General features: G+C 42.7%; 7 protein-coding genes. 3 read left to right on the top strand and 4 right to left on the bottom strand.

The genetic code is table 11. The features are described from left to right. Positions 1 to 26: 26 nt before the first annotated feature. Positions 27 to 905, bottom strand: a complete 879-nt coding sequence (locus tag RM544_RS05225) for a DUF3025 domain-containing protein (RefSeq protein ID WP_311360695.1) — start codon at positions 903 to 905, stop codon at positions 27 to 29. A 107-nt stretch (positions 906 to 1,012) separates the two neighbouring features. Between RM544_RS05225 and RM544_RS05230 the strand changes: the two genes are divergently transcribed. Both RM544_RS05230 and asnB read left to right on the top strand, forming a co-directional pair. Next, entirely contained in the window at positions 1,013 to 2,668 is a 1,656-nt protein-coding gene (locus tag RM544_RS05230) for a M28 family metallopeptidase (RefSeq protein WP_311360696.1), read from the top strand. A gap of 337 nt (positions 2,669 to 3,005) precedes the next feature. Next, complete coding sequence (gene asnB / locus RM544_RS05235) at positions 3,006 to 4,682, top strand: asparagine synthase B (RefSeq protein ID WP_311360697.1); 1,677 nt, start codon at positions 3,006 to 3,008, stop codon at positions 4,680 to 4,682. Between the two features lie 59 nt (positions 4,683 to 4,741). On the opposite strand, the gene RM544_RS05240 is transcribed toward asnB, so the two are convergent. Genes RM544_RS05240 through queE form a run of 3 tightly spaced genes read right to left on the bottom strand, consistent with a single transcriptional unit; the run spans position 4,742 to position 6,718 of the window. Continuing rightward, positions 4,742 to 5,638: an amino acid ABC transporter substrate-binding protein gene (locus tag RM544_RS05240; RefSeq protein WP_311360698.1), complete on the bottom strand. Its 897-nt coding sequence runs from the start codon at positions 5,636 to 5,638 to the stop codon at positions 4,742 to 4,744. After that, a complete protein-coding gene (locus tag RM544_RS05245) occupies positions 5,628 to 6,011 on the bottom strand; it encodes a hypothetical protein (RefSeq protein ID WP_311360699.1) in 384 nt (127 codons plus the stop codon). Before RM544_RS05245 ends, RM544_RS05240 begins: the two co-directional genes overlap by 11 nt. 26 nt (positions 6,012 to 6,037) lie before the next feature. Further along, positions 6,038 to 6,718: a 7-carboxy-7-deazaguanine synthase QueE gene (gene queE / locus RM544_RS05250; protein ID WP_311360700.1), complete on the bottom strand. Its 681-nt coding sequence runs from the start codon at positions 6,716 to 6,718 to the stop codon at positions 6,038 to 6,040. A gap of 83 nt (positions 6,719 to 6,801) precedes the next feature. On the opposite strand from queE, the gene queC reads away from it, so the two are divergent. Further along, positions 6,802 to 7,461, top strand: a complete 660-nt coding sequence (gene queC / locus RM544_RS05255) for a 7-cyano-7-deazaguanine synthase QueC (protein ID WP_311360701.1) — start codon at positions 6,802 to 6,804, stop codon at positions 7,459 to 7,461. Positions 7,462 to 7,476: the final 15 nt, after the last annotated feature.

Consider the following 7,476-nt stretch of genomic DNA (forward strand, 5'->3'; position numbering starts at 1 on the left):
ACATGCCGGCCGAAGCATCCGTATCTCTAAGGTCGGCGCTTCGGCATAAAATATCGCTTGTTGCCGTAAAATGCTAAGGTTTGGGCCTCATAATGCCATCCTGGTACTCCTAGAATTGGCAAGGGATAGAACGGTTTATTTTGCTCAAAAACCGCATTTTCGATTAAGTGCTTGTGCAATAAGTGATCATACTCAACTCGCTGATCCTGCCATGCTCTCAGCTCACCATTTGTTTTCTTACTATCAAGCAAAGACTCTGGTGTAGACACTAATAAGACCTTACCAGTGAGGCCAATAAACGGCTTGAGTAACATCTCATAATTTGCATGGCCGATCACAACAGGCATTATTTGCTTATGCCAGTGCGCTTTTAAGGAGATAAAAATTGCCTCCCAATTCTGCTCTGAAAAGTAGGCATGTAAAGACTTGAGTAAGGTGTCGCCATGAATGAAAAGCACAAGACCGCATTCGTCAAAATGGGTGACGTGATTCCTAACTTTTGTGCGTGGCACAAGCCCATACTTTTTGCTCTGTTCTATATGCAATTGATTCATATAAGCTTTAGTCTTGTTGAAACTTAACCACATAAGACCATTAAAGAAATCGTGCCACGTGCCTGCTCGCGTTGGTATTACATTATCTTCAAATATAATTTCTTCATAATAGCGCGGATCATTGCTCAATTGATCTTGGCAGACAAATCGCTTTTGACAATTCGACTGAGTCTCTTGTGCCACTTTGTTTAAATAGGTAGCAGTCAGCAAACTGTCTATTTTGCAGTCACTTCCTTTCCTCTCAATAATTGACGCCTTTATTTGACTCCCAGGCTTCATTTCAGGGGAGTAATAAGAGGCTAATTGATTGAGCGGAGCAGAATTTAAGCGATTTATGTCAGAAAATGTCACGGTTATTGTCTTGTCTAGTTTATTCACGTCAGATGTTTGTTATATTGTGCCACAACAAGTAAGACGATATTCAATAAGTAAGCAAAAATAACAATAAGGAACACGAAATGATTCGACAGAAATCAGGTTTCACTTTGGCATTATCAGCCGCAATGCTGCTCAGTCTGGGTGCATGCTCACAACAAAGTGAAGACGCTGTATCAGAAGCGCCTCAAGCAAACAATTTTGAGGAAGTGTATAACAGTATCAGCACGGAGACCCTCAAACAACATACGAAAACTCTCTCTTCAGATGAGTTTGGTGGTCGTCTACCGACAACGCCTGGCGAGAAGATGACCTTAGATTACCTCACTACTGAGCTTACCAAAGTAGGTTTTGAACCCGGTAACGGAGATAGCTTTTTTCAACAAGTCGACTTAATGCAAATTACTGCATCCCCTGATATGACGCTCACTTTGGGTGAAAATAAACTCGCTTATAAAGAAGACATGGTAGCGGGTTCAAAACGCGAAGTCTCTGAAATCAACTTAAGTGATTCAGAAGTCATTTTCTTGGGCTATGGTGTTAACGCACCGGAATACGACTGGAATGACTACGAAGATATCGATGTGAAAGGAAAAACGGTTATCGTTTTAGTCAACGACCCCGGTTTTGCGAGCCCTGAAGGTGAGTTATTCCAAGGTTCTACCATGACCTATTATGGTCGTTGGAGCTATAAGTATGAAGAAGCCAGCAGACAAGGTGCTGAAGCCGTTTTCATCGTACATGAAACTGCGCCAGCGTCTTATGGCTGGTCAGTTGTTGCGAACAGTTGGAGTGGCCCTCAGTACGGTTTAGTCACCCCAGATGGTGGTGCTAGTCGCGTTGCCGTAGAAGGTTGGATTTCTCGCGAAGCGGCAGTCAAACTTTTTGCCGATGCAGGCTTAGACTTTGATGAGCAAAAAGACTACGCAGCCCAAGGTGCTTATTCAGAGCCACTGAATCTGACAGCATCAGTTACCGTGAAGAACGATTTTGAAAAATCAAAAAGTTATAATGTCCTAGCGACCCTTCCCGGTTCAGAAAAGCCCGATGAGCATATTATCTACACCGCACACTGGGACCACTTGGGTACCGATGAAACTAAAGAAGGTGACCAAATCTATAACGGCGCACATGATAATGCGACCGGCACAGCTGCGATCTTAGCGATGGCAGAAGCCTTTTCAAAATTAAATGAAAATCCGAAACGTTCAGTGAGCATGTTAGTTGTCACCGCTGAAGAACAAGGATTGCTTGGTTCGAAGTATTATGCAGAAAACCCCGTCATCCCTTTGGATAAAACGGTTGCAAACATCAACATGGATGCGATGAATGTGCTTGGAAGAACAAAAGATGTTGCGGTCATCGGCATGGGCAAGTCCGAACTTGAAACCTACCTCGACAAGGCAGTCAAACGCCAAGGCCGTGTATTAACCCAAGAAGACACACCACAAGCAGGCTACTATTACCGCTCTGACCACTTCAGTTTTGCAAAACTAGGCGTACCTGCGTTGTATGCAAAAGGAGGTAGCGAGCCAATTGATGAAGCGACTGCTGACTATCGTAAAAAAACGAATTTAGTTGTTAGAGGGTGTTACCATCAAGTGTGTGACCAATTCCGTGAAGGTTGGGACTTTGGTGGCATTCAAGAAGATACTCAAATGTTGTTTGAGGTCGGTTATGACATCGCAAACTCTGACGATTGGCCAAAATGGGCACCAACAAGTGAGTTTCAGCGATAAGCTGACGACACGAAAATAAGACTTAAATAGCCTCACATGAGGCTATTTTTTTGCCCTTCGGAAATGGCCAAAAAGCCTTACCCTCTTCGATTTTGATTTGTGCATGAATGAAATTTTTTAGTTCCCTCGCTTCATAATAATCATAGCTTGATGCAAGGGCTAACAAATTCCTGCTTTGGCGCAGAAAAGGCTTGCATTTTCTACTCAAAATGGCACATTCAATACCGAGGTAACATAAATAATAATAAACGCGAACATTAGTTCCACATACCTACCTTATATCGACAGAAAACGATAACCCAATCTAATAACCTAGCAAGAAAAGGCGAACCAACCTATGTGTGGTATTTTCGGTATCCTTGATATCAAAACTGATGTGTCTGAGTTGCGCACACAAGCACTCGAATTATCAAAACTTTTACGCCATCGCGGCCCCGATTGGTCAGGCATTTGGCATAATGACAACGCTATTTTATGTCATGAAAGACTCGCTATTGTCGATGTCGATACTGGCGCTCAGCCCCTCATCAGTAATAATGGTAATCAAGTGTTAGCCGTCAATGGCGAAATCTATAATCACAAAGATTTAGAAGCAGGCCTTTCATCACCTTATGAATTCGCGACGAAATCCGATTGCGAAATTATATTGCCTCTATACCAACAAGAGGGCGTTAACTTTATTGATAAGTTAGAAGGTATGTTTGCCTTTGTGCTTTATGACGAAGAAAAGAATACTTATCTGATTGCCCGCGACCACATAGGCATTATTCCACTTTATACCGGTTTTGATGAATTCGGTAACTTCTATGTTGCTTCAGAGATGAAAGCGCTTGTACCGGTCTGTAAGACTGTTCAGGAATTTCCACCAGGACATTATCTCGATAGCACTGACGGGAAACTCGTGAAGTATTACCAACGTGACTGGATGTCGTATGACGCAGTAAAAGATAACGAAACCAACCTAGATGATTTAAAGGCCGCCTTTGAAAAAGCGGTAAAATCTCATTTAATGTCTGATGTCCCCTACGCTGTTCTGCTCTCTGGCGGCCTCGATTCCTCTTTGGTTTCCGCTGTTGCCGCCCGATATGTGGCAAAACGGGTTGAAGATGGTGACCAAAGTGATGCATGGTGGCCTCGACTGCATTCATTCGCAGTTGGCTTAGAAGGTGCGCCTGATTTACTTGCCGCGAAGAAAGTAGCGGACATGATTGGCACTGTCCACCACGAAATCCACTTTACGATCCAAGAAGGTTTGGATGCTATTCGTGATGTGATTTACCACCTTGAAACCTTCGATACTACTACTATTCGTGCAGCCACCCCTATGTACTTGATGACTCGTAAAATTAAAGCGATGGGCATCAAAATGGTGCTATCAGGTGAAGGGTCGGATGAAATTTTTGGCGGTTACTTGTACTTCCACAAGGCGCCTAATGCCAAAGAGCTGCATGAAGAAACTGTTCGCAAACTAGACCGGCTGCATATGTTCGATTGTGCAAGAGCCAACAAGTCGACAAGTGCATGGGGTGTAGAAGCTCGTGTTCCATTCTTGGATAAAAACTTTATGGACGTCGCAATGCGCTTAAACCCACAAGATAAAATGTGTGTCGATGGCCGCATGGAAAAGTGGATATTGCGAAAGGCCTTTGATGATGAAACCTACTTGCCTGCAGAAGTCCTATGGCGCCAGAAGGAACAATTTGGTGATGGCGTTGGTTACTCGTGGATAGACTCTATTCGCGATTTCGTTGAGCAAGAAGTATCTGACCAGCAAATGGCAACAGCTGAATTCCGCTTCCCAATTAACACACCGGACACGAAAGAAGGTTATTATTATCGCACTATATTTGAAGACTACTTCCCACAAGAAAGTGCTGCTAAATGTGTACCTGGCGGCAAATCAATTGCTTGTAGTACGGTTGAAGCCTTAGAGTGGGATGCTAGCTTTAAAGCAGCAGCAGATCCCTCAGGTCGTTCAATGAAAAACGTGCATGGCGGTGAGTTTAAAGGCTAATTGGCCTAAGCAACAGAGTAAACACAAAACGGCATGGGTTCTATTACCTTTGCCGTTTTTTATTGCCTAGCGTCCTCTCTTTTCGCTGCAGACTGAGCAGGTTGATACCAATAATCGGCATCATAGACAGGTGTATTAATGGGTAACAGAGGATTCTCAAGTTCAAAGTGAAGACGCTCATCTAATGCTATTTTGTCTAGCATCTCACCATGATACTCATAAAACAAGGCATCAAAACTGCCATCTTCAATCGCTCTTTGTAAGCCGACCTCAAGCAAGCGAGCCATCGTTACATTACGTTTATTCACAAAAAAGTACATTGCCGTTTTATAATGCAAAGCAACTCTGGGCTTGAGGAGCACGTCTGGATCGGCATTTTCTGCGCTGAGTTCAGGTAATACTTCAATTACAGAGCGCGGGTAAAAATCTGCTTGCTGTCGGGAGATAAGATTAGCCGCTTCTACGTGGTTCTGAGCAGCCAAGACATTGAAGCCATTTGCTTGCAGTATTTTAGTATCAGGCCAATCAACACCTTGCACCGGAGAATAGACAAGAAGTTCTTCCATTGATGTAATTTCTTTTTCATAAAACGGCTTACTTTTATGACTCAATAAGACTCGCCAACCGATAAGGCCCTTAGTAATGGGAATACGAATAGGCAGCAAATCACTTTCTCTTTGCTTGTCAGTCATGCTCCAAACCACATTAACTTCCAAATTTTCTCGCAGCTGTCGCAGTGCTTTGGACTGGTATTTAACTCGAGAAGATGCGCGCATTTCATAGCGCACGCCGGTTTTTTCAAGAGCTAACTTTAATAGAGCCTCAGGATACTTATGGCGCTCATCACCCTCATAGAGTGCACCCGGGTAACTGACGACCCAAGTCGCTGCTTGCACCTTCAAAAAAGCACTACACAATACTAAGCTGGCGATAAACAGTATCTTTTTAGGCATCATCAATAACCACCACAATTATTTTAAGTGCATTGTTTTCATCGGTCCCTAAAGTAAAAGAAAGCTGTATTTTATTCACTTCGGATTCCACTAACAAACCATTGAGATAAAGCTGAGAGAATTTTACCTTTGGCGACATTTGTACTGCTTTTTTTACAACAAACTCTAGTTCTTCACCATCAGCTAGGGAAAGTCGTCGACAATAGTTCATTAACCACTGCTTTAACTCAAGATCTCTATTAAATATGTACTTTTCATTATTGTTCATGACGACGCAGGGGAAATGAAAAAAGGCAAGACTGTCATGAAAGTCCCCTTTGATGAGTAAATTGCACAGTTCTTTTAAAAACAGTTGTTCATTAGGCTGAGGATCCACAAACGCTCCTATTTGATAAGATGATACTACTCGAGTCCAATAAATTTATGAGTTTGCAAAGACAAACGCCAGTTTCGTTGAATGCATGTTTTCACAGCAAAGTCAGTAGCGCGCTTTTGTTGACTGATAGGCTGCAGATAAATCAAAGGTTGTTTGTCCTTAGGCAATAGCGTTAATAATGAATCTAGCTCATCTATGTGCTTTTGCATAGCCACAGGATGTTTTATTTCATTTGCTCTTAGCAATGCGTCTTCCCGCATTTCATAGCCACCCTTCATATTGACCTTTGGAGATACCGTCACCCATGTTTTACTTGAGCACAAAATCTCGAACGTACCACTGGTTTCAATTTGTGTTGTGTAACCCAGTGAATGCGCGAGCTCTGTGAGGTCTCTTAAATCAAACATACAAGGCTCACCACCCGTGATCACGATATGTTTTGCGACATAGCCTTGCTGAGAAAATAAATCGAACAATGATGCTGGAGTGACAGTAAACCACTGTGAGGATTCAAAGTTTTGAGCCATCACGTCTTCTGAACTACTTTCATCTTCTAAATTAATTTGCCATGTATGCTTAGTATCGCACCAAGAACACCCCACTGGACAGCCTTGAAGTCTGACAAATATTGAAGGTGCCCCAGTGTATGAGCCCTCACCTTGCAAAGACTCAAACACTTCATTCACTTTTAAGCTTGCTTGTTGCATATACTCTCTTATTTCTGCATTTCTGTTTGGGATTTTAACAGGGTTCGTATAGAATCAGCACCGTTTTTTACAGGAGAAATGCAATGTCAGCGAAAGTCGTCGTAATATATTCAGGTGGTATGGATTCATTCACCGTGCTCAATAAGGCAATACAAGAAGGTTATGACGTTTATGCTGTTTCATTTGATTATGGTCAAAGGCATAGCAAAGAGCTCGAATTCGCTAGCCGTGTGTGTAAGAAACACAATATAGAGCACAAAGTAGTCGATATTAGTACCGTCAATCAACTTCTCAGTGGCTCGTCACTGACGGATAATATTGATGTACCAGAAGGACATTACGAAGAGTCCAGTATGAAGTCGACAGTGGTGCCAAACCGAAACATGATGATGTTGTCGATGGCTGTTGCCTATGCTGTTTCAATTGAAGCTGAAGCTGTCTACTTTGGAGCTCATTCGGGTGATCACGCCATTTATCCAGACTGCAGAACTGAATTTGTTGAAGCAATGAATGCTGTTTGTAAAATTGCTAATTATCAGGCTGTCGAGGTAAGAGCGCCATATTTAGCGTCGAGCAAAATCGACATTTTAACTGACGGCCTTAAATTGGGTCTCAACTATGCAGACACTTGGACTTGCTATAATGGCAGGGAAAAAGCTTGCGGTCGTTGCGGTGCATGTCAAGAGAGACTAGAAGCCTTCGCTGAAAATGGTGTACAAGATCCGCTTGAATACGAAGCATAAAAAAAGCCAGCAAAA

Source organism: Brumicola blandensis (genome assembly GCF_031846165.1).
Classification (GTDB): domain Bacteria; phylum Pseudomonadota; class Gammaproteobacteria; order Enterobacterales; family Alteromonadaceae; genus Glaciecola; species Glaciecola blandensis.